Consider the following 23,070-nt stretch of genomic DNA (forward strand, 5'->3'; position numbering starts at 1 on the left):
CAGGTTACAAATAAGAGCATGTCGTCCATGCAACCGGGTCTGATTCTGTATAATGGATACAAATTGATTCAGATAGGTTGGAGGACGATAGATGAAAAAGTATTTTACCCGGTCAATGGGGCTGTTGCTCTTTTTGGTCGTTATTTGGGGCCTTAGCTGGTCCATCTACAAAATGGCACTCGACTACACGCCGCCAATCCTGTTTGCCGGCATGCGGTCATTCTTGGGCGGGGCGCTGCTGGCGCTGGTGCTTCTGCCGACATGGCGGCGCATCAAGTGGCGGGAGAATTGGCAGGCGTATTCAATTTCCGCACTTCTGAATGCGGTGCTGTTCTACGGCCTGCAAACGGCAGGGCTCGAGCACCTGCCTGGCGGGCTGTTTTCTGTCGGCGTCTATTTTCAGCCGGTACTGATCGGCATTTTCGCCTGGCTGTGGCTCGGCGAAAAAATGACATTGTTCAAAATTTCGGGATTGCTCCTCGGATTTTCCGGCATTCTGGTCATCAGCGCGGATAGCCTGTCGGGGTCGATTTCCATAACGGGTCTTGTCATGGCGCTGCTTGCCGCATTCAGCTGGGCGTTAGGGGTCATCTATGTCAAGAAAATCGGCAGTCGTGTCGATTCGATGTGGATGGTGGCGCTGCAGTTTTTGATCGGCGGAGCCGTTTTGACGGCAGGCGGAAGCGTATTCGAAAACGGATCGGACATTACGTGGAATGTTCCGTATCTCATCGGCCTCGGGTTTGGAGCAACATTCGGGGTGCCGATCGCTTTTGTCATCTATTTTCATTTGATGAACCACGGAGAAGCGAGCAAAGTGGCAGCGTTCACATTCCTGGTGCCTTTGATCGCGGTACTTGCCGGAGCTGTTTTCATGGAAGAAGACGTAACTGGGACGCTTGCTGCGGGACTGGTGCTGATTGTGGTCAGCATTTACTTGGTAAACAGGCGTCCGAAAGCTGCACCCTATTGAAAAAGGGCAATTGAAGATTTTATGGGTGCCGCAACGGCGGTCGGACTGGTATAGTAAGAAGGTAGTTAAATAAAAATTCAATCAATGATCTCGATCATAATGGAGGCGCTCATATGGAAAACCGCAGAAATATTCAGCCGCGCAGAACTTTGGATATTATTCAACCGTATTCCCCGGGGAAACCGATCTGGGAAGTGCAGAAAGAACTTGGCTTGGACCGTGTCATCAAATTAGCATCAAACGAAAATCCGCTCGGGCCATCGCCTAAGGCAGTAGAAGCGATCAAAAACAGCCTGTCGGAATTGAACCGCTATCCGGATGCGGACGCGACGGCTTTGAAAACGGCCATCGCTGAACAGTACGGTGTAACACCGGCTCAGATCATCCCGACGAACGGGGCGGACGAATTGATTACGTTGGTTTCCGAAGCGTTCTTGGAACAAGGGGACGAGATCATCGTACCATCGCCTTCGTTCAGTGAATATGATTTCGGTGCACACATCATGGGCGCGAAAGTGGTGCCGGTGCCATTCGCAGAGAACTTCGAATTCGACGTCGACGCGATCCTGGCCGCCGTTACGGATAAAACCAAGATCATCTATATCTGCACGCCGAACAATCCGACCGGGACCATCATGGCGAAGGCGGATATTGAAAAAGTGCTGAATGCTGTGAATGACATTCTGGTTGTCATTGATGGGGCTTATAGCCATTTCGCCGATTTGCCGGAATACACAGCAGGCGTTGAATTTGCAAAAGCGGGCCATCCGGTCATCGTCTTGCAGACGTTCTCGAAAATCTATGGTATTGCCGGCCTGCGCGTCGGTTTCGGTATTGCGCCCGAAGAGATCATCCAGTCGGTCCTGAAAGTGAAGGAGCCGTTCAACGTCAACGCATTGGCGCAAATAGCTGCTACAGCTGCCATCACCGACACCGAGCATGTGCGTGCTTCCCGCGAAGCCAATAAAGCCGGGCGCGAGCTTTTCTATAAAACATTCAAAGAACTTGGCCTGAAGTATACCGAAAGTGAGGCGAACTTCGTCTTGGTGGAAGTCGGCCCGAACGGCGAAGAAATCTACAAAGCCCTCATGGCGCAAGGCGTTATTGTCCGCTACGGGAAAACATGGGGCTTGCCGGAATTTATTCGTGTATCCGTCGGAACACCTGAAGAAAATGCATTTTTCATTGAAGTCCTGAATGGCTTGTTGGCCAAGCAGGCATAAGTCGGCGGCGCTGAATCAAATGGGATTTAGCGCCGTTTTTGGATTCAGTGGATAGCAACGCGCCGTTCAGTTTATCAGCAGCCCAAACCGGGAAAATTCATGGAATAAGAAAGTGATGGAGGATGGCTGACATGCGATACGATTGCGTAATAATTGGAGGAGGTCCGGCCGGCTTGAATGCCGCTTTGGTGTTGGGGCGGTCGAGGAGGAAGACATTGATTTTTGATGACAATCACGGCCGCAACCTAGTGACCCGTGCCTCTCATGGATTTATCACCCGCGACGGCGTCCAGCCTTCGGAACTCAAACGGCTGGCGTATGATGAACTCGCCAAATATGAAAGCGTCGAGGTGAAGAAAGACCGCATCGCAGATATCGAACATGTAACGGACACCCATTACAGGCTGACGACGGCAAAAGGGGAAGTCTATCACAGCATCAAAATCCTGATCGCCACGGGGCTGAAGGAAGAACTGCCCAATATACCGGATATTGAACATTACTACGGCACCAGTTTGTTCAGCTGCCCTTATTGCGATGGCTGGGAGCTTCGGGACCAACCGCTTGCAGTCCTGGCAGATAAAAATGTATTTGAAGTGGCAAAAAAAGTCTTTAACTGGAGCAGGGATCTCGTGGTTTTCACGGATGGGGAAGGGCGCCTCGAGCTGGAAGACCGCGATAACCTGGAAGCGAAAGGAATCATCGTATACGAAGATGTGATTGACGGCCTCGAAGGGGAAGATGGGCAATTGCGCAGCGTCAGGCTCGAAGACGGCACACTCATTGACCGGACCGGCGGATTTGTGACGCCGCATTGGAGCCATGCAACGCCGTTTGCTAAGAAACTCGGCATCCGGTTGAACGCACACGGCGGCATTCTGACGGACGGCTACGGGCGTACCAACGTCTGGAACGTCTATTCTGCAGGGGATGCATCTTTGATCGTCCCTTCACAGCTCATCATCGCGGCAGGGGAAGGAAGCGCAGCCGCCATCGGGATCAATGGCGACTTGACGAACGAATACTTCGATGCCGAATTCCCAAGGGAAGACGTGGACTGAGCCGGTCGGGTTGAAGGCGTGGGCAACAGGGCTTTCCGCAGAAACAGGGATAAACCAGCCGGACATTAAATAAGAAGGAAGGCCTCCGTGGCGGGGGCCTTTTTCTGATGGATACGGGAACAGCGCCACATTTGCCGGAACGTTTACACTGAACCTGAATCGGGAAGGTTTAAGGATAATCTCAAAATAAAGGATGGATGATATGCGATATGATTGCGCAATAATCGGAGGAGGTCCGGCCGGCTTGAATGCCGCTCTTGTGCTGGGAAGATCGAGGCGGAATGTGATTCTCTTTGACGATGACAATGGCCGGAATCTGGTGACACGGGAGTCACATGGCTTTCTCACCCGGGATGGCATCACCCCTACAGAGCTCAAGCGCTTGGCGCATGAAGAGATCGCCAAATACGACTCGGTTACAATCAAGCAGGACCGCGCTTTGACGATGAACCGGGTGTCCGATACACATTATGAACTGACAACGGCAAGCGGTGAAACGTACCATAGCATCAAAGTGCTGCTGGCAACCGGCTTGAAGGAAGAGCAGCCGAATATTCCAGATATTGAAAAGTTCTATGGCACCAGCCTGTTCAGTTGCCCTTATTGCGACGGATGGGAAATGCGCGATCAGCCACTGGCCGTCATCGCAGATAAAAATGTCTACGAGCTGGCCAAGAAAGTCTACAGCTGGAGCAGCGATCTGGTCGTCTTTACAAATGGGGAAGGGCGGTTGGAGCTGGAAGACCGGGACAAATTGACAGCGAAAGGCATCCAGGTACGGGAAGAGGCAATCGACGGTTTGGAAGGCGAAAACGGACAATTGCGCAGCGTCCGGCTTGAAGACGGGACGCTCATTGACCGGAAAGGAGGATTCGTCACGCCGCTTTGGCGGCATGCAGCGGATTTCGGAAAAGAGCTGGGCTGCGAGGAGAATGCATACGGCGGCATCAAAACGGACGGATATGGCAGGACCAGTGTCTGGAATGTCTATGCTGCAGGGGATACTTCGCTGATCGTCCCCTCTCAGCTGATTATCGCAGCAGGAGAAGGAAGTGCAGCCGCTATCGGCATCAACGGCGATTTGACCAACGAATATTTTGAAGCTGACCTGTAGAAAAGAAGGCTCCCCTTTAGCGGGCAGCCTTTTTTTCTGTGCGGATGAAAAACTTTTTCCAAAAAAGATACTGCCCGCCAAAAAGGAGAAAAGCGGCAATTCCAAGGTTCAGGTAATACCAGATGCCGCTTCCGAAGAAACTTAAAGGCGTAGCAGCCTCCGGCAATCGGGAAAGATATAAATAATTGGCTTCGGCAGCCGGATTGACGAAAAAACCGATAATGAGTGCATAACCGACAAGCAAGAAATAAACCAGAAACAAGGATCGCAGCGAAATGACAGCCGGTTTCCGCAACGCCAAGAACAAACAGGCCCATGGAATCGCCATATGGTGGATAAAAAATTTCCAGAAGCGGTAATGCTGAAAATCATGGGGCAGCTCTGGCGTGATAAGCGTTAAAACAGCAGGCAGGATGCCGATAAAAAAGGAAATCTGAATCCATACCGGTCGCAGCGTCAAAAGGCCGATCATCGCTGTGATTGAAGCTATGCCACAGAGATGCAAAGGAACGTGCCCGCTGAAACTCCAGACACCATTTGAAATCGCCCATGCCTGATAGGAGATTTCTGAAACGAGCAGCAGAACGAACAAGGTCCAGCGGACGCGCGCGAAAAAAAGCGGCGATTCACGGAGCTGATTCTTTTGAGCCAGCAGAAAAACAAAGCCGCCAATCGCCGCGACGAGCATCAATAGATGACTGATTGAAAAAGGTACAAAAACGGAAGGGGAAGTGGCGCCGAACCAATTGTCCATCAAGACCGCTCCTTTACGGTATATATAAGTACGAAAAGTGTACCATTCTGCTGTTTTGCCGTCTAATCGCCGAAGGCCGGACTTTTGCATGCCGAAAGGGAAATGGGCTATACTCAGGGCAGCACAACGGAAGGAGGAGAGCCGGCATGCACCATTCAACGTTGCTGTCATCGATCATTTACACGGACACCGAACGGCTTATTGAAGCAGGGGAAATGAAAATCATTCGCCGTGAAAGCCGCCTTCAATTGTTCGAGCACGAGGTAGCTACGCCGGAATCCGCCTTTCCGTTATCTGCTGTCTGGGACGTCTCCTATAAATCACTTTCTACAGACGCCAACATGCTCTACTTGCATACGCACCGGGGAGTCATTACGTACCAAGTATATGAAGATCCGGCGCAGTTCGTTAAGGCATTTAAAAAACTGAAAAATGTCCATTACTAAAAAGCCCATTTGCCAATGGGCTTTTTTTGGTCGCAAAAAATTGCTGAAAATCCCATTTTATTGTGTTAAAATTCAGAAAAGATAATTTATTGAAATTGCGGAGGAGGGTCCAAGACGTGGAGAATATCATTGAAACGGCAGATGCCTGGACGGACCGGGTGAACGCAAAAGATGTAGAAGGCGTCCTCAAAGTGTCCGACCACAATATCGAAATGATCGGCCAGCAAGGCACCGGAGTCGGCCACGACACATTGCGGCAATGGGTGGAAAACTCGGGCATTCACCTGGAGACCCGGACCCGATACCGAAAAGCCGACAAAGTGGTTTACGAGCAGCAAGGCACCTGGCAAGACCAGCGCGGCGAAGTGACCATCTACACCTATATGGAAATAAAAAATGGGAAAGTGTGCGAAATTGCCCGGTATGATACGCTCGATGATGCATTCGGCAGCTCCGGATTAAGTGAAGAAGATAAAATATGAGCAATGAAAAGGGTCTTTGCCGGAATGGGAAAGGCCTTTTTTTATAAACATAAAATTTTCTGAATAAAGGGTTGATTTTGGAAGGGCTTTCATTTATACTTTCACTAAACCGATTTACTAAACCGGTTTAGTAGTGAGGTGAACCATTGAAAAAGATAACAATGCAAGATGTAGCAGAGAGAGCTGGGGTTTCAAAAAGCACCGTTTCCCAGTATATAAACAACCGGTTTGAATTTATGGCAGTCCCGACAAAGTTGCGGATCGAACAAGCTATCAAAGAGCTGGATTATATTCCGAACTATGCAGCTAAAAGTTTGAAGCAGAAAAAGTCCGGCACCATCGGCGTCATTGTGGCAAATATTCTTCATACCTTTTCAACTGAAATAATCCGGGCGATTGAAGATTTCTGCGGAAAAAGCGGGTTTCATTTATTCGTCTGCAATGCAGATGACCAGCCGGAAAAAGAACGGGCCTATATCGATATGCTGATGGCTAAACAAGTCGATGGGCTGATTATCTTCCCGACCAACGGCAACGATGATTTATACGAACAATTAAAGAAAGCGGATTTCCCAATCGTTTTTGTCGACAGAAAGATCAATCAGCCGATTTTCCCAACGCTTCTTCTGGACAATGAAAGCGCTTCACAGATTGCGGTTTCCCAGATTGAAAAGAAGGGCTATAAAAAAATCGGCCTTGTGTCCACTTCAATTGCCAAAAAAGTGACACCACGGGTGGAGCGCATCAATGGATTCAGGAAAACAGTCCGGGAACTTGGCCTTGTTCTTAGGGAAGACTGGATCATCGCTGAAGAGCGCAACCGCATCGGTGAAAAGCTGCAAGCAATCTGGGATTCGAAAGACCGGCCGGACGCCTTTTTTGCCACAAATGATTTGGCGCTGATTGAATTGCTGAAATTTGTGAAAAAAAATCAATTGTCGATTCCGGAGGATGTCGGCGTCGTGACCATTGACGATTCGCCTTTCTTGGAAATTGTCGCCACTCCGATCACAGTGATCAAGCAGCCGACCTTTGAAATCGGGAAAGATGCAGCGGAAACGCTTTTGAAACTAATCGAAAGCAAGTCGTTTGAAACAGAATATGAAGCACGGCGGTATTCTCCGATTTTAGTCGAAAGAGAATCCATTTAAAGCAAGCAGGGAGTGTAGCAAAGTGTCAATGGAATTTGGAGTGTTAACAATAGGAGATGCCATGATTACGATGAACCCCACATCAACCGGGCCATTGAGGTATGTCACCCATTTTGAACGGAAAGTCGGAGGGGCGGAACTGAATTTTGCCATCGGCTGTGCCCGGCTGGGCCTCAAAAGTAAGTGGATCAGCCGCTTGGGAAAAGACGATTTCGGCAAAGTGATCTACAATTTTGCACGTGGCGAAGGAGTGGATGTAACGGCGGTGGAATTCATCGAAGGCATACCGACTTCGTTGAACTTTAAAGAGATCCATGAAGGCGGAGCCGGCAAGACCTATTACTACCGCGAGCCGTCGCCAGTTACCGCGATTACACCTGAAGACATCACAGACGAGCTTTTTGACGGCATACAGGCAGTTCATCTGACAGGCGTCTACTTGGCCATCAACAAGCAGCACCTTTCAGTCGCCCGTAAAGTAATTGAAATTGCTAAGCGAAAAGGGATTCTGGTCGCGTTCGACCCGAACATCCGGCTGAAGTTGTGGAGCATTGAAGATGCCTGTGCCGCCTATGAAGCGATATTCCCGGATATCGATATTCTGCTGACAGGCATGGATGAACTCCGGATGATTTCTGGAAAAGAATCGCTCGAAGATTTGGCCGGCTATAGTGAAAGTTTCCATATTAGAGACTTGGTCATTAAAGACGGCGAGAATGGCTCACGGCTTTACCGGGATGGCAAATGGATCACAGCTCCCGGATTTTCCGTCAAGCCGGTGGATACGGTCGGCGCCGGAGACGGGTTTGATGCCGGTTATATCTATGGGGTATTGAACGGCCTTGATGCAACGGCGCTTCTGCAATTTGCCAATGGGGTCGGAGCACTCGTGACAACAGTGTCAGGCGATAACGAAGGCCTTCCGTATTTGGAAGATGTACAGGATTTCGTAGCGAATAAAAAAGCCGTCGAGCGGTAAGGGAGGTTGAGTGATGAAGACGCCTTTTACGGTGCTGGAAGAAATGGAACGGATCCTGAAAGGGATCGATGCCGAACAATATGATTCTTTGGTTCAATTGCTTTCGAGGGATACCCGCTTTTTCATTTTCGGCGAAGGGCGTTCGGGTTTGATCGGCAAAGCGATTGCGATGAGGCTGATGCATTGCGGCAAGAATGTCTATGCGGTTGGCGAAACCATCACCCCTTCCATACGGGGGAGCGACGTGCTCCTGCTTGTTTCAGGCTCTGGAAGTTCTGCCCAGTTGGACGGCCTTTGCAGGAATGCGATGAAGCAAGGCGCCCATATCGCGCTGGTTACAGCAAACAAAGAGAAGGTGCAAGAAGAGTGGTGCAGCAGCGGGCTCTTTATACCCGCCGCCACGAAATGGAGGAGAGCAGAAGAGCCTTCTACGATCCAGCCTCTGGGCAACCAGTTCGACCAGGCAGTTCATCTGGTGCTCGATGCTGCAATCATCGACGGACCTTATGCAGGCCTCGCAAACGAAAATGTCATCGAGAACCACACCAACCTGGAGTAGGAGGAACAGAATGGCAACTGTAACAGTTCCGCATCAAGAAGTTGAAGAATTGATCCAAAATAAATTAATTTCTGCAGGCGTCCGGAAAGACCACGCTGCGAAAATTGCCGAAGTTCTGGTCCATGCAGACCTGAGAGGAGTCAACTCCCATGGTGCCCTCCGGACGGAACATTACGTGAACCGCCTCCAGGCAGGCGGCATCAATCCGGATCCTGCGATTTCGTTTAAAGCGACAGGGCCGGTCACCGGCGTGGTGGACGGCGATGACGGCTTCGGCCATTTAGTCGGCGACGCTGCCATGGGGCATGCCATTGAAATGGCCAAGGCGAACGGGGTCGGCATGGTCACCGCGATGAACAGCAGCCACTGTGGAGCACTCAGTTATTTTGTCCAAGAAGCAGCGCAGCAAGGCCTGATCGGCATTGCCATGACGCATACCGATAAAATCATGGTTCCTTTCGGGGGGAAAGAGCCGTTCCTCGGCACCAACCCGATTGCGTACGGCGTCCCGGCAAAAACCGAAAAGCCGTTCATCCTCGATATGGCGACTTCAACTGTGGCTTTAGGGAAAATCTTGCAGCATAAAGAAGAAGGCAAAAGCATCCCTGAAGGATGGGGTGTCGATGAATCCGGTGAAAGTGTAGCGGACCCTTCAAAAGTGGTTTCCCTTACGCCGTTCGGCGGGCCGAAAGGCTATGGATTGGCCATGATTGTCGATATTTTCTCCGGCTTGCTTGCCGGTATGGCTTTTGGGCCGCACATCAATCAGATGTACGGGGACCTGGATCAGAAAAGAAAGCTTGGCCATTATTTCTGCGCCATCAATCCGTCCTTTTTCACAGACCCGGACCAGTTTTTGGAGCAGATGGACCGCATGATGAAAGAAGTCCGGGAAGTCGAGCCGGCAGAAGGGTTTTCCGGGGTGCTGGTGCCCGGTGAAATCGAGCAGAAGAACGAAGAGCGGAATTTGGCCGAAGGCATCCGGATTGCTGCGACAACGTATGATTACTTGAAGGCTGCGGCTTCCAAGAAATGATAAAACAAAAAATTACATTCAAAGGGGAGAATAACATGAAGAAAAAGTGGTTAACAGGAATTTTTGCGTCGGTTTTGGTTTTGGGAGCATGTGGTTCAGATAATGCAAGCGAAGGCGAATCAGCTTCAGGCGAAACAATCGAATGGCGATTCGGCCACTTGGCGGATGAAAACCACATCTGGCACAAAACTGCACAGAAATTCGAAGAGCTGGTAGAAGAGAATTCCGACGGGCAGATGGAAATCACGATCTATCCGAACAACTCTTTGGGCGGGGAAACAGATACGATCAACTCGATCCAAGCCGGAACGGCTGATATGGTAATTTCAGGCGAAACCTTGCAGAACTGGGCACCGAATGCTGCCTTGATGGCTGTGCCTTACGCATTCCGTGACCTCGAACACGTCCAGACGGTCGTCGAAGGGGAAATCGGGGAGCAGATCAAACAGGAAATCAGCGATGAAGCAGGATTGACGGCGCTTTACTACCATACACGCGCACCGCGGAACTTGACCTCAAATGAACCGATCAAAACGCCGGAAGACCTTAAAGGATTCAGCATGCGTGTACCGAACGTTCCATTGTTCCTGGATGTTTGGCAAGCAGCAGGCGCGTCTCCACAAGTAATGGACTTTAACGAAGTGTTCACTGGCTTGCAGCAAGGGGTGATCGACGGACAGGAAAACCCGGTTGACTTGATCCAGAGCGCGGGCTTGTCGGAAGTTCAGGATTACGTGAACCGTACAGAACACGTTTACTCTTGGATCTACATTCTAGTCGGCAATGAGCAGTACAACGCCCTTTCAGATGAATTGAAAGAAGTGGTGCAATCGGCTGCCGAAGAAGCGCAGGTATTCGGTGAAGAATTGTACAATACTGAAATTGAAGCAATCGAGCAGGAATTGGTGGATTCAGGCATGGAATTCGTGGATGTTGACCAAGACGCGTTCCGCGAAGCGATGACGCCGGCAGTTGAATCTTCTTTGGCACCTGAACAATTGGAATTGTACGAAAAGATTCTGGCTGTAGAATAACATGGGCATAAGGCACTTTTGGCCATCCGGCCAAATGTGCCTTTCCATTAGGAAAGGATGAATCGGATGTCGCTGTTCCGAAAATTGATCGATGGGACGCTCGCTTTTTTGACAATTGCCAGCTTCTCGGGAGTCATCATAATTGTCACTGTTCAAATTATCTCGCGCTTTGCTCCATTTTCTTTTATTTGGACCGAAGAATTGACGCGTTATTTATTCCTATACGGCATCGCTTTTGGGGCGCCGCTGGCTTTGATGCGAAACGAGTTTATCAATGTGGATATGATTCTTAACCGGATGTCAGACAACTTCCGGAGATATTACGAAGTGGTCATCTATTTAACCATCATCTTGCTGAGCTTGATCATGGTGAAAGAAGGATACGGTTTCACGCTGCTTGGCGAAAACCAGCGGTCGGCAACCATGCCGTTCCAGATGTCGGTAGTCCATGCATCGCTTTTAATCATGGCTGTGTTTTTAGTGTTCTATGCAGTTTTGAAAATTATCGATCTAGTGAAAAACAAGCAAGATTACAGCCAGAACTACGGAGGCGATGATTACTAATGGCTACTCTGTTATTTGTATCGTTCATAGTACTTATCTTTTTAGGGGTTCCGGTGGCATTCAGTTTAGGGCTTGCCTCCCTGCTGTACCTTTTCCTTGCCGAAATCCCGCTCAATATCATTCCGCAGCGCATGTTCGGCGGGTTGAACTCGTTCGTGCTGCTTTGTATTCCAGGATTTATCCTGGCGGGGAACTTGATGAACGCGGGCGGCATCACGGAACGCATCATCAAATTCGCCAATGATTTGTTCGGCCATATCCGTGGAGGCCTAGGGCTTGCAAACGTCGGTGCTTCGATGGGGTTTGCCGGGATTTCGGGAACAGCTTTGGCTGATACAGCAAGCATCGGGTCGATCTTGATCCCGGCGATGAAAAAAGAAGGGTACGGCGCCGGATTTTCCGCCGCAGTTACGGCTTCTTCTTCAACGGTAGGGCCAATCATCCCGCCTTCATTGCCGATGATCATTGTCGGTACCCTTGCTTCGCTATCCATCGGAGACCTGTTTTTAGCCGGAGCGGTTCCGGGCATCCTATTAGGGCTGGGATTGATGATTCCGACATACCTGATTTCCGTTAAACGGAAATATCCTAAAGGCGAACGCCAATCAGTGAAAACGATCGGCAAAAGCTTCGTCGGCGCTTTCTGGGCACTCCTGATGACCGTTATCATCTTGTACGGCATTTTGGGCGGATTCTTTACGCCGACAGAAGCTTCGATTATTGCAGTACTTTATGCGTTTATTATCGGCATTTTCGTTTACAAAGAACTGCCGATCAAAAAGATTCCGGAAATCATGCTTTCCTCGATGACGGCAACCGCTTCGATCATGCTCCTTGTCGGATTTGCGAATTTGTTCGGCTGGATCATGGTGCGTGAACAAATTCCGCAATTGGTAGCGGAATCGATCCTCGGCATTTCGACAAATGCCATCATCGTCATCTTATTGATCAATTTGCTTCTGCTGTTTGTCGGAACGTTCATGGAGACGATCGCGGCACTGGTCATCTTGTTCCCGGTATTGCTTCCGGTCGCTACGACAGTCGGCATGGACCCGATCCAGTTCGGCGTCATGATGGTACTGAACCTGGTAATCGGCCTGGTGACTCCGCCGGTCGGCGTCTGCCTCTTCGTTGCTTCACAAATCGGGAAAGTGTCCATCGGAAAGACCGCAAGGGAACTGCTCCCGTTCTTAGGTGTAAGTTTAGTTGTCTTGCTGATGGTTGCTTTTATCCCGCAAATTACATTATTCTTGCCAAGTCTATTTGAATAGGTGGTTATATGATGAAAGCAGTACAAGTTCCAACAGCGCACGAATTACGGATTATTGAACAGGAACGCCCGGCTGTGGTGAATGCTGACGACGTCTTGGTGAAAATCAAACGCGTCGGCATCTGCGGCTCGGATATGCACATTTACCATGGCACGAACCCATTGGCAACCTATCCTCGCATCGTCGGCCATGAAGTGGCGGGCGAAGTGGCAGAAGTGGGCAGTGCAGTAACAGGCCTTCAGCCGGGAGACCATGTCGTGGTCGAACCGATCAATTATTGCGGCGAGTGCTATGCCTGCCGCAAAGGCCGTCCGAATGTCTGTGAGAAACTTTCTGTCTTCGGTGTCCATGAAGACGGCGGCATGCGTGAATACGCCGTGCTGCCTGAAAAGCAGCTCCATTCGGTAAACAAGGACTTGAGCTGGGATGAAATCGTTTTGGCAGAACCGTATACAATCGGCGCACAAGCGGTATGGCGCGGAAATGTCGAGGCGGGGGACACTGTCCTCATCCAAGGCTGCGGGCCCATCGGAATATGCATCTTGAAGCTAGCGAAAATTGCCGGTGCCCACGTCTTTATGACCGACTTGAGCGAAGAGCGCATGGCGTTCGCCAAAGAAAGCGGCGCGGACGAGGTCATCAACGCCGGCAAGGAATCTGTAAAAGACCGCATCCTGGAGCTGACGGATGGCACTGGCCCGAATGTGGTCATCGATGCAGTCGGCATGCCGGCTACAGTGGAATTGAGCATCGATCTGGTCTCTCCTGCCGGGTATGTGGTCGTACTGGGCTTTGATGAACGGCCGTCAGCCATCCCGCAATTGCCGATTACGAAAAAAGAGATCACGATTGTCGGTTCGAGGCTCCAGACCAACCAGTTCGGCAAAGTGGTGGATTTATTGAACAGCGGCGAACTCCGGTCCGACGGCTTGATCACCCATAAATTTGCACTGGATGACGTACAGGAAGCTTTCAGTTATGTAGAAAACAATCCGGACAAAGTGCGCAAAGCATTGATTGTCTTTGAATGAGGAGCAGTGACATGATTCCGAAAATGGAAATTTATCAGCAATTGCTCGATTCGAAAGTAGTCGCCGTCATCCGCGGAAAAGATGCAGCAGAAGCGATTGCCGTTGCAGAAGCTGCCGTAGCTGGAGGGTTGCGGGCGATTGAATTGACTTACACTACGCCGAACGTAGCCGAAGTGTTCAGGCAATTGAGCGGTTCAGAAGCGCTTGTCGGCGCCGGGACGGTGTTGGACGCTGAAACAGCCCGCCATGCGTTGCTGCATGGCGCCAAGTTTGTTGTCAGCCCCCATTTTGATGCGGAAATCGCCGTCATGTGCAACCGCTATAATGTGCCTTACCTTCCGGGATGCATGACCATCAAGGAGATGGTGCAAGCTTCGGAGGCGGGCTGCGATATCTTGAAGCTTTTTCCGGCCAACGGTTTTGAGCCGTCGTTCATCGGCTCTGTCAACGGACCGCTGCCGAACGTGCGGATCATGCCGACCGGGGGCATCAATATCAATAATATGAATGCCTGGCTCGATGCCGGGGCAGTCGCAGTCGGAATCGGCAGCGATCTGACAAAGGCCTACCGGTCTTCCGGAAAAGAAGCCGTCGTCCAGCTCGTGAAAGATTATCTTGGCAAATTAGCATAAAGGAGGATCCATATGAATATTACGTTCCGTTGGTATGGACGCGGCAATGACAGTGTCCAGTTAGAGCAGATCAAGCAAATTCCAGGCACGAAAGGCATTGTATGGGCACTCCACCATAAACCTGCTGGAGAAGTCTGGACCAAAGAAGAAATCCAGTCTGAAGTCGAGTACATCCAATCATTCGGATTCCATGCGGACGTTGTTGAAAGCGTCAATGTGCACGAATCCATTAAACTCGGCGACGCGGAGCGCGACCGCTATATCGAGAATTACAAAGAAACAATCCGCAATTTGGGCGAAGCAGGAGTGAAAGTCATCTGCTACAATTTCATGCCGATTTTTGACTGGACACGCACGTCGCTCTACCACCCGCTCCCTGATGGCTCGACAGCGCTGTTTTTGGAAAAGGAGAAAATCGCATCATTGGATCCGGCTGAACTGATCGAGACGGTCGCTTCGGCTTCGGATCTGACCTTGCCGGGCTGGGAGCCGGAAAAAATGGCGCGCATCCAGGAATTATTCGCGGCATACGATGGAATGGACGAGGAGCAGCTATGGGGGAATCTCGAATACTTCCTGAAGGCAATCCTTCCGACTGCAGAAGCAAGCGGCATTCAGATGGCCATCCATCCGGATGATCCGCCGTGGTCGATCTTCGGGCTGCCGCGCATCATGACCGGCGAGAGGAGCTGGGAACGGCTGCTTTCCATCTCGGATTCTCCGTCGAACGGCATTACCTTCTGCACCGGCTCGATGGGGGCGAACCCGGAAAACAATATGGTGGATCTGGCTTCAAAATATGCGAAGCATTCGCCTTTTGCCCATTTGCGCAATGTTAAAATATTCGATAACGGGGACTTCATCGAAACTTCCCATTACACACAAGACGGCTCAATCGACTTGAATGGCGTCGTAAAAGAGCTGTCTGACCAGAATTACACCGGCTATGCCCGTCCGGACCACGGCCGCCACATTTGGAACGAAGAATGCCGCCCGGGCTACGGGCTATACGACCGGGCGTTGGGCATCATGTACTTGTTAGGGCTATGGGACGCACATCAATCGAAATAAAGGAGGACGCTATGTTTTCTTCTCATGAAAATCTCGCAGGGCGGACAGCCGTCATTACCGGAGGCAGTGGCGTACTATGTTCTGAAATGGCGCGGCAATTGGCCGCCCAAGGCGTAAAAGTCGCCGTCTTGAACCGGACAGCTGAAAAAGGGCAGGATGTCGCAAACGACATCCGTGCCAAAGGCGGGGAAGCGATTGCCGTTGCCGCCGATGTGCTCGACCGTGCTTCGTTGGAAGGGGCGAAAAAGCAGATTTTGGATGCTTACGGCCGCATCGACATCCTGATCAACGGCGCTGGAGGGAACCATCCGGACGCCATCACGGATATCGAAATCCACGACAAAGAGGCAGCAGGAAAGACGTTCTTTGATTTGCAGGAAGACGGTTTTTCCCGGGTGTTTGCCAGCAACTTCACCGGCTCTTTTCTTGCGAGCCAGGTATTCGGCAAAGAACTGTTGAAACAGGATGCTCCTGTGATTTTGAACATCTCTTCGATGAGCGCGTATTCGCCGATGACGAAAGTTCCGGCCTACAGCGCAGCGAAATCAGCCATCAATAATTTCACAATGTGGATGGCTGTCCATTTTGCTGAGCAGAATCTCCGGGTCAATGCCATCGCGCCAGGATTTTTCCTGACCGCACAGAACAAGGATTTGTTGACGAATGCAGACGGATCGCTAACGCCGCGCTCTGGCAAAATCATGAACAGCACGCCGATGAAGCGCTTCGGCAAGCCTGAGGACCTGGTCGGCACCATGCTTTGGCTGCTTGATGAAAACTACTCGGGATTTGTTACGGGCATTACGGTACCTGTAGACGGCGGATTTCTGGCGTATTCAGGGGTCTAATAAAAAACCACATTCTTTTGGATGTGGTTTTTTCTATAAGGAGGTAGAAGATGAAAATCCAGCTCGCGTTGGACCGGTTGCCGAAAGAGGACTGCTTTCGGCTCGTCGGAGAAACTGCCGACTTTATTGATCTGATTGAAATCGGGACCGGGGTCATCAAAGAATATGGAATGGACATTGTCCGGGAAATGAAGCAAAGGCATCCCGGGAAGCTGCTGCTCGCCGATATGAAAACCTGCGATGCCGGAAAAAGTGAAGCAAGCCAGGCCTTCAGCGCCGGAGCGGACATTGTAACCGTCATGGGTTTTGCGGGAAACGCTACAGTGAGCGGCGCCTTGGAAGCGGCTGTACAATTCGGAAAAACGGTCATGGTCGATTTATTGGAAGTTCGGGAACCTGAACGGGTGAAAGAGCTCAGCGGTTTGGGAGTGGACTTGTTCTGCATCCATATCGGGAAAGACAGCCAGGAACAAGGGAGGGCAGCCGGAACCGCATCTTTGGACTTGCTGGCAGATGTGCCTTCGGCCAGGATTGCAGTGGCAGGCGGGTTGAACAAAGAGGCGGTGAAAGGGCTTGCTGGCAGTCGGGTCGAAATAGCGATCGTCGGCAGTGCCATCACCGGCAGCCAAAATCCGAAAGAAGCGGCGCGGCATATCCGCCAAGTCATTGATGCTGCTCAATGACGCTGAGCCGATGAAAAAAAGCCCAGCGGGAATTTTCCGGCTGGGCTTTTTAACGCGTGAGTGTTTATGATTTCGTTTTGCTTTCAATCAGTCTTTCCAATTCATCCCACTCTTTGATGCGGGGATGCGCCAAATGGCGGTTATAGGATTGATCCTTCATGATGACTGTCAGCGAGTCGCGCGTCAAGTGCTCTACAACTGCCGGCTTGTCGTCAAAATAATAATCGAGCCCGAGCTCTTCGATGATGTGCACTTTTTCGGCATCTTTCATCCCGCAATAGAAACGGCCGTCTGCAACGGGGAACCCTTGCTGTTTCATCCACGCTTTCGTGCGCTCCGCATGTTGGCCGGGGCGGGCAGTCAAGTAGTAGATTTCATGGCCTTGCCGGTCCAGCTTCTGCAGCAGCTCGACTGCTCCAGGGTAAACAGGGCATTCCGTAAAATACAATTCCTCAAGAACACTGTTCCACATCTGATGCCCCTCTTTATCCGTCATGCCAAAAAGGCTGTGGATTTCCACGCGGTCAAGCCGGTGGAAATGCTCCGCTTCGACAGACTTGCCCAGCTTTTCCTGGTAGAGGCCAAAAGCATATTCTCGCAAGTTGATCAGTGTATCGTCTATATCGAATCCGAATTTCATTTTGTAAACTCCTTTTTCACCGGGTAGCCTGTGAACTTAAAGTCTTTCCCGACTTTTGTGAATTCGCCCCGCTCCAAATCGACTGCGTCTTTCATCAGATCAAAGCCGGAACCTTCAAGGAATGTCGGTGCATTTTTTCCGCCGACCAATTTCGGCGCAAAATAGAGGACCGCCTTATCGACAAGGCCTTTTTCGAGAAAAGCTGCATTGACGGTTCCGCCGCCTTCGATAAAGAGGGAAGAAACGGATTTTTCGCCAAGGATCCGCACGACGTCGGCGACATCGGTCTGCACAGCGCCGCTAGTTTCGAATACGGATACGCCGAGGCGTTCAAGCGCCGCCTTTTTCTCCGGATCCGTTTGCCGGCTGGTGAAGATCCATGTTTCGGCTTGGCCGTCCGCGACCACTTTGGCATCGAGCGGAATGCGCAGCGATGAATCGAGAACAAGCCGGATCGGATTGCGCCCGTTCGGAATGCGTGATGTCAATTCCGGATCGTCCGCTAACACTGTGCCGAGGCCAACAAGAATGGCCTGGTTTTCGCTTCGGAGAACGTGCACATCTTCGCGTGCTTCTGCCGAGGTGATCCACTTCGAGTCGAATGCATGCGTGGCAATCTTACCGTCCAGCGTCGCTGCTGCTTTTAAGGTGACGAAGGGGCGCCCTTCAACGATGAATTTATTGAACACTTCGTTCATCTGGCGGGATTCTTCCTCGCGGACTCCTACGACCACCTCGATGCCGGCTTCTTCTAGCATGGCGACTCCGTTTCCGGAAACGACGGGATTCGGGTCGAGTGTAGCAATGACCACTTTCTTCAGTCCGGCTTCAACAATGGCTGCCGCGCATGGGCCCGTACGGCCGAAATGCGAGCAGGGTTCAAGGGTGACATAGATGGTGCCGCCTTTTGCAGCTTCCCCAGCCATCCGCAGTGCGTGGATTTCCGCATGCGGTTCGCCGGCTTTCATATGGGCGCCGATGCCGACAATCCGGTTGTCATTGACAATGACGGAGCCGACCAGCGGATTCGGATCGGTCTGGCCTTTCATTGTCCGGGCATTGTTCAATGCCAGGTCCATATAGAAACTATCTTGCGGCATGGACAGACTCCTCCTCATCCTCCAGGTGGCCTGAACGTTCGATTTTCGTCTGGAGGTACTTCTCGTTGAATTCCGATTTATCGCCCCATAAAGCGACTCTGCCCGCAATCGCCAAATCGGAATTTTCAAGTGCAGACAATTTTTTCGGATTATTGGTCATCAACAGGACCGGTTTTTGGCGCAACTGCTGAAGCACGGCGATTGCATCGGAATAATTCCGTGAATCGTCGACAAAGCCCAGGCTTTCATTGGCTTCGACCGTATCGTACCCATTTTCCTGCAGGACGTAGGCCATCGCTTTGCTGAAAAGGCCGATGCCGCGCCCTTCATGGTTGGCCAGGTAGAAAAGCGCTCCGGCTCCATGATCGGCGATTTGCTGCATTGATTGTTTCAGCTGGAATCCGCAATCGCAGCGTTTGCTGCCGAAAATATCCCCGGTGTGGCAGATTGAGTGCATGCGGATCAAGGCTTCTTCCGCATTTTCAAAATCGCCGTAGACAAGTACGCTTGATTGCTGGTATTCAGCCAAGTTGGACGACGACAAAGTTTCAATGATGGCTTCGTAGTTTTCAGTCACTTGGTCTTGCTTCAGCCAGCTATACCACTGGAAGACCACAGTCTCGCCGTTCAGATTGACCGGCAGGCGGATCGGCCCTACCAGGTAGATTGCTTGTTCTTCGACTTTTATCAATTGGATTTTATCTTTTAAAACCGCAAATACTTCCGGTTCCAGTTTCATTGTTGCCATTGGATTTCCCCCTTTTAACCTTCTGCAAGTTATTATACTACAACTGGTTACTAAAAGTAATCAAAAAGGTTTACGATTTTAAAAAGGAAATACAAATAATAATTATTATCAATTAGAATAAAGAAAAAGCTTTTATTAATGAACATCATTCTCAATTAGAATCAATATTCTCATTATCTTTGCCTTTTCAAAAGGAATATGTTATATTGATCTATATTAGAATGATTCTAAATAAGAAAGAGGAGGAATGAACGATGTTACCAGCAAAACTGACGTTAGCGTTAAATGACCAGTTCAACAACGAATTGCAAGCAGCCCACGCCTACACTGCAATGGCGGCTTACTTTTCCAAAAAAGGGTATCACGGATTCGCCAATTTTTATTTAGTCCAATCACAGGAAGAGCATCAGCACGCCATGAAATTCTATGAGTACTTGGTGACGATGGACGAAAAGCCGGTGCTCCAGGCGCTGTCCGAACCGAAAAACCATTTCAGCAATGCTTTGGATGTACTGGAAAGTTCATTGGCGCAAGAAAAGGACGTCACCAGCAATATTTACGCACTGGTCACACTGGCCGATGAATTGCAGGAACACGCCACACTGTCCTTTCTGGACTGGTTTATAGAAGAACAAATGGAGGAAGAGAAATCCTTCCGCGATATAATCGTCCGCATGCGGCACATTGAAGAAGGCGGCGAGTATTTCTTGAAAATGGACGATGAGTTCGCTTCAAGAAAACTGGAAGGCTGAATGTTTTGAAACAGCACACGGAACAATGTGTGCTGTTTTTTGTGGAAAGGAAGTGTAGGAATGGCAATCGATTACAAACCGGCGATCCACTTTAACCATATCGGCTACAGCGTGGACAGCCATCCGATTTTGAAAAGCATCACGGGCTCGTTCCCTGAAGGCAAGATCACGACGCTGGTCGGGCCATCAGGCGCCGGCAAGACGACGTTGCTGAAGCTCTGCAACGGCCTGATCTCGCCGGATGCGGGCGAACTTTACATTAAAGGGGAAGCCGTTGACAGCTTCAACCCGGTCGACTTGCGCCGGATCGTCGGCATCGCCCTGCAAAGTGCACCAATGGTCAGCGGCACGGTCTACGAGAATTTGAATCTGCCGCTGGAACTCCAAAGCAAAAAATTGCCAAAAGAAGAAGCGGAGCAGCTCCTGCACGATGTCGGGCTGCAGGGCGATTTCCTGGACCGCAATGTCAAGGACCTGTCAGGCGGACAGCGGCAGAAAATATCCATCGCCCGCACGCTGGTCAATCATCCTGAAGTGCTCCTGCTGGATGAAATCACTTCTTCGCTCGACCGGACATCGCTCCGGGAAATCGAAGAACTGATTGTGAAAATCAATAAAAAATACGGGACTACGATCATTTGGATCACCCATAACCTGCAGCAAGCGCTGGAAATCGGGGACTACACATGGGTCATGATGGACGGCGAAGTCATCGAGACCGGCGAAAGCGCTTTGTTGAACGATCCGGTCAATGAAAAAGTAAGGCGTTTTGTCAGGGGGGAAGCTGAATGAGTTATTTTACCTTATCGCTCACGCTGATTTTTGTCCTCATTCCGCTCGTCCTCTCCAAGACGTTCAATTTGGGATTAGGAAAAGACACCATGATTGCGACTGTCCGTTCAATCATCCAATTGCTGGCGGTCGGCTATGTACTCAAATTCGTCTTCGACTCCAATAGCCTGATTTATATCTTCCTGATGGTGACGTTGATGATTGTCGCAGCTACCCATAATGCGCAGAAAAAAGGCGCCGCCATCCAAGGTATCACCTCAAAGGTTGCCGCAACGTTGGTGTTTGTCGAAGTGTTGACCCAAAGCATCTTGATCGGCTTTGACATCACTCCGGCAACCGCCCAGTACATCATTCCAATCAGCGGCATGGTTATTGGAAATTCGATGGTGCTGTCGATACTATTCCTTAACCGCTTTACTGCAGAAGTGGAATCCCATCAGGACCAGACCGAATTGATTCTGTCGCTTGGCGGAACGCCGAAACAGGCGATCCACCGCCAGTTGATTCAATCGATCAAAGCGAGCATGATCCCGACCATCGAAAGCCAGAAGACCGTCGGGCTCGTCCAGCTCCCGGGCATGATGAGCGGGCAGATCATTGCCGGCGCCGATCCGATCCAAGCGGTGCAATTCCAATTGCTGATCATGTTCCTGCTCTTAACGACAGCCGCGGTAACGAGCATTTCGCTCGGTTTCCTGTCCTATCCGACACTCTTCAACCGGCGGATGCAGATTGTGAAAAGCTGACCTCAAAAAGGTCAGCTTTTTTAGAGTGTATAGAAACATTTTGTAAATAGGTTAATAAAAGAAAATCAACTTTGTACAGCGCTTCGGCCGCTTAGGGACTGGCTTTCGCCATGAGCCGAGGAGGGCACTCGTCTCATAGCTTCGCCTTCGCCTAGCCCATGGACGCGCCGGCGCTAGCTAGCTCTTAATAAGTGGAAAGTTCAAGGTGTCATCGTTATTTTTCATTATATAAGATAAGGAATTCTTATCTATCTAAACAAGCTGGAAAAGCTGACCTCAAAAAGGTCAGCTTTTTTGCGTATCAAGGATAAAAGGTTTCGACTTCGAACTTCCCAGCTCCCAGAAGCTCTTCGACAAGTTTTGCGCCGAATAGTTTGGCCGGAGTCCAACTGCCCGGTGCATATTCTTCTTCAAGCAAATGCCTGCAGACTTCCAAGGCGCCGTATACCGTCAGATCATAGACGTTGGCGGTTTGGATCCGCGCGGTTTTGCGGACGCCTGCCGCATTCACCGCTTCACCCCAGATATAGGCAGGCGAGTTCGCCCGGCGTTCCTGGTCAGGACCGGCGACTTTCTGTTCCACCCATTTCCGCAGCGTTTGTTGTACGGAGGACGCAGACAGGACAGGGCGCAAGATGCCGGATGTGCGTGCGGCAGCCGCGGCGGGCTTCGCCATCGGTATCCACGTAGAGATGTCCGGAATGCCGGTGGTGTAGAAAGCGGTTGCCACATCCCCCCATGGAATGCCCATGGCAGACCGGCTTCCGCGGCCAAAGTCGATTGTCCGCTGCTGGCTGCCGAGCGGAACGGCAACGAGCTTGCCTCCCCGGCGTACGGCGCTCCCGGAACCGAGCCCCTGGATCATCGTTTTGAAGGTGCCGGGCGAAATGCCCGAATCCGAATCAAAGCCCAGCGCCAAACGGGTGGCGTCCGGCAGCAGCTCTTTCAGCCGCAAAGCCGTGCAATCCGTGGGGATGATATCAAAACCGACACCTGAACAAAGCACAATGCCGGCGTCCACCGCGCGTCCGTGCTGAGCGTGTGTATGTTCAAAAACCGGTATCTCTCCTGTGATGTCGAGATAATGCGTGCGTGCCTCGAGGCAGGCTTGGATCATCGGTCCGCTTGTTTCACTGAATGGCCCTGCGCAATGAAGCAAAACATCAATATCCCGGAGCTGTGAGGCAGCAGCTGCCTCTGCCGGGAAAACGCGCATTTCAAGACCGAGTTCTGCCGCAAGGACTTTCACTTTCTGCGGGTTCCGTCCTGCGAGTACAGGCGTCAGCCCTCTCCGGACAGCTTCTCTGGCAATCAATTCCCCTGTATAGCCGTATGCTCCGTAAATCAGCCATTTGCTTCCCATTCCCAGCACGTCCCTTC

General features: G+C 50.8%; 26 protein-coding genes. 21 read left to right on the forward strand and 5 right to left on the reverse strand.

Translation table 11 applies throughout. From position 1 onward, the window contains the following. Positions 1-91: 91 nt before the first annotated feature. From ACFSDB_RS15840 to ACFSDB_RS15855, 4 genes are all read left to right on the forward strand, one after another. Positions 92-973 carry a DMT family transporter gene (locus ACFSDB_RS15840; protein ID WP_204892849.1) on the forward strand — a complete coding sequence of 294 codons (882 nt, stop codon included), beginning with the start codon at positions 92-94 and terminating at the stop codon, positions 971-973. Between the two features lie 113 nt (positions 974-1,086). Further along, the gene (hisC, locus tag ACFSDB_RS15845) at positions 1,087-2,196 is read left to right on the forward strand and encodes a histidinol-phosphate transaminase (RefSeq protein ID WP_204892848.1); all 1,110 of its coding nucleotides are present in this window, start codon (positions 1,087-1,089) and stop codon (positions 2,194-2,196) included. A 131-nt stretch (positions 2,197-2,327) separates the two neighbouring features. Next, complete coding sequence (locus ACFSDB_RS15850; protein ID WP_204892847.1) at positions 2,328-3,257, forward strand: NAD(P)/FAD-dependent oxidoreductase; 930 nt, start codon at positions 2,328-2,330, stop codon at positions 3,255-3,257. A gap of 202 nt (positions 3,258-3,459) precedes the next feature. Next, positions 3,460-4,371 carry an NAD(P)/FAD-dependent oxidoreductase gene (locus tag ACFSDB_RS15855; protein ID WP_204892846.1) on the forward strand — a complete coding sequence of 304 codons (912 nt, stop codon included), beginning with the start codon at positions 3,460-3,462 and terminating at the stop codon, positions 4,369-4,371. A 16-nt stretch (positions 4,372-4,387) separates the two neighbouring features. Here the strand turns inward: ACFSDB_RS15855 and ACFSDB_RS15860 are convergent, their stop codons facing one another. Then, complete coding sequence (locus ACFSDB_RS15860) at positions 4,388-5,125, reverse strand: YwaF family protein (RefSeq protein ID WP_204892845.1); 738 nt, start codon at positions 5,123-5,125, stop codon at positions 4,388-4,390. Between the two features lie 146 nt (positions 5,126-5,271). Between ACFSDB_RS15860 and ACFSDB_RS15865 the strand changes: the two genes are divergently transcribed. The 14 genes from ACFSDB_RS15865 (at position 5,272) to hxlA (ending at position 16,912) form a co-directional block, all read left to right on the forward strand. Continuing rightward, complete coding sequence (locus tag ACFSDB_RS15865; protein ID WP_204892844.1) at positions 5,272-5,571, forward strand: hypothetical protein; 300 nt, start codon at positions 5,272-5,274, stop codon at positions 5,569-5,571. A 116-nt stretch (positions 5,572-5,687) separates the two neighbouring features. Then, positions 5,688-6,053, forward strand: a complete 366-nt coding sequence (locus tag ACFSDB_RS15870) for a nuclear transport factor 2 family protein (RefSeq protein ID WP_204892843.1) — start codon at positions 5,688-5,690, stop codon at positions 6,051-6,053. Between the two features lie 146 nt (positions 6,054-6,199). After that, positions 6,200-7,204 (forward strand): LacI family DNA-binding transcriptional regulator, encoded by a 1,005-nt coding sequence (locus ACFSDB_RS15875; protein WP_204892842.1) that lies wholly within the window; start codon positions 6,200-6,202, stop codon positions 7,202-7,204. 22 nt (positions 7,205-7,226) lie between these two features. Then, complete coding sequence (locus ACFSDB_RS15880) at positions 7,227-8,183, forward strand: sugar kinase (protein ID WP_204892841.1); 957 nt, start codon at positions 7,227-7,229, stop codon at positions 8,181-8,183. Positions 8,184-8,196: 13 nt separating this feature from the next. After that, complete coding sequence (hxlB, locus tag ACFSDB_RS15885; RefSeq protein WP_204892840.1) at positions 8,197-8,742, forward strand: 6-phospho-3-hexuloisomerase; 546 nt, start codon at positions 8,197-8,199, stop codon at positions 8,740-8,742. Between the two features lie 10 nt (positions 8,743-8,752). Next, entirely contained in the window at positions 8,753-9,778 is a 1,026-nt protein-coding gene (allD, locus tag ACFSDB_RS15890; protein WP_204892839.1) for an ureidoglycolate dehydrogenase, read from the forward strand. Positions 9,779-9,813: 35 nt separating this feature from the next. Further along, positions 9,814-10,812 (forward strand): TRAP transporter substrate-binding protein, encoded by a 999-nt coding sequence (locus ACFSDB_RS15895; RefSeq protein ID WP_204892838.1) that lies wholly within the window; start codon positions 9,814-9,816, stop codon positions 10,810-10,812. Between the two features lie 66 nt (positions 10,813-10,878). Continuing rightward, positions 10,879-11,376, forward strand: coding sequence for a TRAP transporter small permease (locus ACFSDB_RS15900; protein WP_204892837.1), 498 nt, complete (start codon positions 10,879-10,881; stop codon positions 11,374-11,376). After that, positions 11,376-12,647, forward strand: a complete 1,272-nt coding sequence (locus ACFSDB_RS15905; RefSeq protein WP_204892836.1) for a TRAP transporter large permease — start codon at positions 11,376-11,378, stop codon at positions 12,645-12,647. Before ACFSDB_RS15900 ends, ACFSDB_RS15905 begins: the two co-directional genes overlap by 1 nt. Before the next feature lie 11 nt (positions 12,648-12,658). After that, positions 12,659-13,678 (forward strand): zinc-binding alcohol dehydrogenase family protein, encoded by a 1,020-nt coding sequence (locus ACFSDB_RS15910; RefSeq protein ID WP_204892835.1) that lies wholly within the window; start codon positions 12,659-12,661, stop codon positions 13,676-13,678. An 11-nt stretch (positions 13,679-13,689) separates the two neighbouring features. Beyond that, positions 13,690-14,310, forward strand: a complete 621-nt coding sequence (locus ACFSDB_RS15915; protein ID WP_204892834.1) for a bifunctional 2-keto-4-hydroxyglutarate aldolase/2-keto-3-deoxy-6-phosphogluconate aldolase — start codon at positions 13,690-13,692, stop codon at positions 14,308-14,310. 12 nt (positions 14,311-14,322) lie between these two features. Continuing rightward, positions 14,323-15,381 carry a mannonate dehydratase gene (gene uxuA / locus ACFSDB_RS15920; RefSeq protein WP_204892833.1) on the forward strand — a complete coding sequence of 353 codons (1,059 nt, stop codon included), beginning with the start codon at positions 14,323-14,325 and terminating at the stop codon, positions 15,379-15,381. Between the two features lie 11 nt (positions 15,382-15,392). Next, positions 15,393-16,229: an SDR family oxidoreductase gene (locus ACFSDB_RS15925; RefSeq protein ID WP_204892832.1), complete on the forward strand. Its 837-nt coding sequence runs from the start codon at positions 15,393-15,395 to the stop codon at positions 16,227-16,229. Positions 16,230-16,279: 50 nt separating this feature from the next. After that, entirely contained in the window at positions 16,280-16,912 is a 633-nt protein-coding gene (hxlA, locus tag ACFSDB_RS15930) for a 3-hexulose-6-phosphate synthase (protein WP_204892831.1), read from the forward strand. A gap of 64 nt (positions 16,913-16,976) precedes the next feature. Here hxlA and ACFSDB_RS15935 read toward each other — a convergent pair whose 3' ends face one another. The 3 genes from ACFSDB_RS15935 to ACFSDB_RS15945 are packed head-to-tail and all read right to left on the reverse strand — an operon-like array spanning position 16,977 to position 19,400. Next, entirely contained in the window at positions 16,977-17,552 is a 576-nt protein-coding gene (locus tag ACFSDB_RS15935; protein ID WP_204892830.1) for a 5' nucleotidase, NT5C type, read from the reverse strand. Then, positions 17,549-18,652: a bifunctional diaminohydroxyphosphoribosylaminopyrimidine deaminase/5-amino-6-(5-phosphoribosylamino)uracil reductase RibD gene (gene ribD / locus ACFSDB_RS15940; RefSeq protein WP_204892829.1), complete on the reverse strand. Its 1,104-nt coding sequence runs from the start codon at positions 18,650-18,652 to the stop codon at positions 17,549-17,551. The genes ACFSDB_RS15935 and ribD overlap by 4 nt, the downstream gene beginning before the upstream one ends. Further along, entirely contained in the window at positions 18,639-19,400 is a 762-nt protein-coding gene (locus tag ACFSDB_RS15945) for a GTP cyclohydrolase II (protein WP_204892828.1), read from the reverse strand. The genes ribD and ACFSDB_RS15945 overlap by 14 nt, the downstream gene beginning before the upstream one ends. A gap of 254 nt (positions 19,401-19,654) precedes the next feature. On the opposite strand from ACFSDB_RS15945, the gene ACFSDB_RS15950 reads away from it, so the two are divergent. From ACFSDB_RS15950 to ACFSDB_RS15960, 3 genes are read left to right on the forward strand one after another with little or no spacing between them, the layout of a single operon-like run. After that, a complete protein-coding gene (locus ACFSDB_RS15950; protein WP_204892827.1) occupies positions 19,655-20,152 on the forward strand; it encodes a ferritin in 498 nt (165 codons plus the stop codon). A 60-nt stretch (positions 20,153-20,212) separates the two neighbouring features. Further along, positions 20,213-20,944, forward strand: coding sequence for an ABC transporter ATP-binding protein (locus tag ACFSDB_RS15955; protein ID WP_204892826.1), 732 nt, complete (start codon positions 20,213-20,215; stop codon positions 20,942-20,944). Further along, a complete protein-coding gene (locus ACFSDB_RS15960) occupies positions 20,941-21,690 on the forward strand; it encodes an ABC transporter permease (protein ID WP_204892825.1) in 750 nt (249 codons plus the stop codon). Before ACFSDB_RS15955 ends, ACFSDB_RS15960 begins: the two co-directional genes overlap by 4 nt. 301 nt (positions 21,691-21,991) lie before the next feature. On the opposite strand, the gene ACFSDB_RS15965 is transcribed toward ACFSDB_RS15960, so the two are convergent. Next, a complete protein-coding gene (locus tag ACFSDB_RS15965; protein WP_204892824.1) occupies positions 21,992-23,053 on the reverse strand; it encodes a saccharopine dehydrogenase family protein in 1,062 nt (353 codons plus the stop codon). Between the last annotated feature and the right edge of the window lie 17 nt (positions 23,054-23,070).

Source organism: Planococcus chinensis (genome assembly GCF_042681545.1).
GTDB lineage: Bacteria > Bacillota > Bacilli > Bacillales_A > Planococcaceae > Planococcus > Planococcus chinensis.

Excerpts from the sequence above, each read along its gene's own strand:
- ACFSDB_RS15910 (WP_204892835.1), top strand. The coding sequence starts at position 12,659 with ATGAAAGCAGTACAAGTTCCAACAGCGCACGAATTACGGATTATTGAA.
- uxuA (WP_204892833.1), top strand. The coding sequence starts at position 14,323 with ATGAATATTACGTTCCGTTGGTATGGACGCGGCAATGACAGTGTCCAG.
- ACFSDB_RS15965 (WP_204892824.1), bottom strand. The coding sequence starts at position 23,053 with ATGGGAAGCAAATGGCTGATTTACGGAGCATACGGCTATACAGGGGAA.
- ACFSDB_RS15855 (WP_204892846.1), top strand. The coding sequence starts at position 3,460 with ATGCGATATGATTGCGCAATAATCGGAGGAGGTCCGGCCGGCTTGAAT.
- ACFSDB_RS15950 (WP_204892827.1), top strand. The coding sequence starts at position 19,655 with ATGTTACCAGCAAAACTGACGTTAGCGTTAAATGACCAGTTCAACAAC.
- hisC (WP_204892848.1), top strand. The coding sequence starts at position 1,087 with ATGGAAAACCGCAGAAATATTCAGCCGCGCAGAACTTTGGATATTATT.
- ACFSDB_RS15850 (WP_204892847.1), top strand. The coding sequence starts at position 2,328 with ATGCGATACGATTGCGTAATAATTGGAGGAGGTCCGGCCGGCTTGAAT.
- ACFSDB_RS15895 (WP_204892838.1), top strand. The coding sequence starts at position 9,814 with ATGAAGAAAAAGTGGTTAACAGGAATTTTTGCGTCGGTTTTGGTTTTG.
- hxlB (WP_204892840.1), top strand. The coding sequence starts at position 8,197 with ATGAAGACGCCTTTTACGGTGCTGGAAGAAATGGAACGGATCCTGAAA.
- ACFSDB_RS15925 (WP_204892832.1), top strand. The coding sequence starts at position 15,393 with ATGTTTTCTTCTCATGAAAATCTCGCAGGGCGGACAGCCGTCATTACC.
- ACFSDB_RS15955 (WP_204892826.1), top strand. The coding sequence starts at position 20,213 with ATGGCAATCGATTACAAACCGGCGATCCACTTTAACCATATCGGCTAC.
- ACFSDB_RS15915 (WP_204892834.1), top strand. The coding sequence starts at position 13,690 with ATGATTCCGAAAATGGAAATTTATCAGCAATTGCTCGATTCGAAAGTA.
- ACFSDB_RS15905 (WP_204892836.1), top strand. The coding sequence starts at position 11,376 with ATGGCTACTCTGTTATTTGTATCGTTCATAGTACTTATCTTTTTAGGG.
- ACFSDB_RS15935 (WP_204892830.1), bottom strand. The coding sequence starts at position 17,552 with ATGAAATTCGGATTCGATATAGACGATACACTGATCAACTTGCGAGAA.
- ACFSDB_RS15865 (WP_204892844.1), top strand. The coding sequence starts at position 5,272 with ATGCACCATTCAACGTTGCTGTCATCGATCATTTACACGGACACCGAA.
- ACFSDB_RS15960 (WP_204892825.1), top strand. The coding sequence starts at position 20,941 with ATGAGTTATTTTACCTTATCGCTCACGCTGATTTTTGTCCTCATTCCG.
- allD (WP_204892839.1), top strand. The coding sequence starts at position 8,753 with ATGGCAACTGTAACAGTTCCGCATCAAGAAGTTGAAGAATTGATCCAA.
- ACFSDB_RS15945 (WP_204892828.1), bottom strand. The coding sequence starts at position 19,400 with ATGGCAACAATGAAACTGGAACCGGAAGTATTTGCGGTTTTAAAAGAT.
- ACFSDB_RS15900 (WP_204892837.1), top strand. The coding sequence starts at position 10,879 with ATGTCGCTGTTCCGAAAATTGATCGATGGGACGCTCGCTTTTTTGACA.
- ACFSDB_RS15840 (WP_204892849.1), top strand. The coding sequence starts at position 92 with ATGAAAAAGTATTTTACCCGGTCAATGGGGCTGTTGCTCTTTTTGGTC.
- ACFSDB_RS15860 (WP_204892845.1), bottom strand. The coding sequence starts at position 5,125 with ATGGACAATTGGTTCGGCGCCACTTCCCCTTCCGTTTTTGTACCTTTT.
- ribD (WP_204892829.1), bottom strand. The coding sequence starts at position 18,652 with ATGCCGCAAGATAGTTTCTATATGGACCTGGCATTGAACAATGCCCGG.
- hxlA (WP_204892831.1), top strand. The coding sequence starts at position 16,280 with ATGAAAATCCAGCTCGCGTTGGACCGGTTGCCGAAAGAGGACTGCTTT.